This window comes from Pseudomonas sp. EA_65y_Pfl1_P113 (assembly GCF_963970525.1).
In the GTDB taxonomy this organism is placed as follows: Bacteria; Pseudomonadota; Gammaproteobacteria; order Pseudomonadales; family Pseudomonadaceae; genus Aquipseudomonas; species Aquipseudomonas tritici.
This window is the reverse complement of sequence record NZ_CAXAQM010000267.1, coordinates 1-578: the sequence shown is the minus strand read 5'-3', so window position 1 is coordinate 578 and position 578 is coordinate 1. Positions and strand designations below refer to the sequence as shown.

The window sequence follows — 578 nt, the reverse complement described above, 5'->3', positions numbered from 1 at the left end:
GACGCGCTAATGATCATCGGCTCGAACCCGCGCCTGGAAGCCCCGGTGCTGAACGCCCGCATCCGCAAGCGCTGGCTGACGGGCAAGCTTCTGGTGGGCGTCATCGGCGCGCAGGCCGATCTGACCTATCGCTACAATTATCTGGGCGCCGGCCCCAATGCGATCCGCCAGTTCGTGGATCACAAGCCCCTCGCCAAGGAGCGCCCCATGTTCCTGGTGGGGCAGGGGGCACTGGCCCGCAACGACGGCGCGGCGGTGCTGAACCTTATCGGTCAGGCGGCCAAGAGCCTTGGCGTGGTCAAGGACGGCTGGAACGGTTTCGGCGTGCTGCATGAGAGCGCCTCCCGCGTCGGCGCGCTCGACATCGGCTTCACGGCCGGGCAGGGCGGGCTCAACGCGGCCCAGATGACGACCTTCGGAACGCTCGACCTTCTGTTCCTGCTCGGTGCCGACGAGATCAAGGTGCCGGACGGCACGTTCGTCGTCTATATCGGCACCCATGGTGACCGCGGCGCGCATCGGGCCGACGTGATCCTGCCGGCCGCCGCCTACACCGAGAAGTCCGCGATCTACGTCAA

At 67.1% G+C, this 578-nt stretch carries 1 protein-coding gene; it reads left to right on the top strand.

The annotated features are described in order from the left end of the window. The coding region (locus tag AACY52_RS29515) for a molybdopterin-dependent oxidoreductase (RefSeq protein WP_339561253.1) at positions 1 to 578 on the top strand (578 nt) is incomplete at both ends.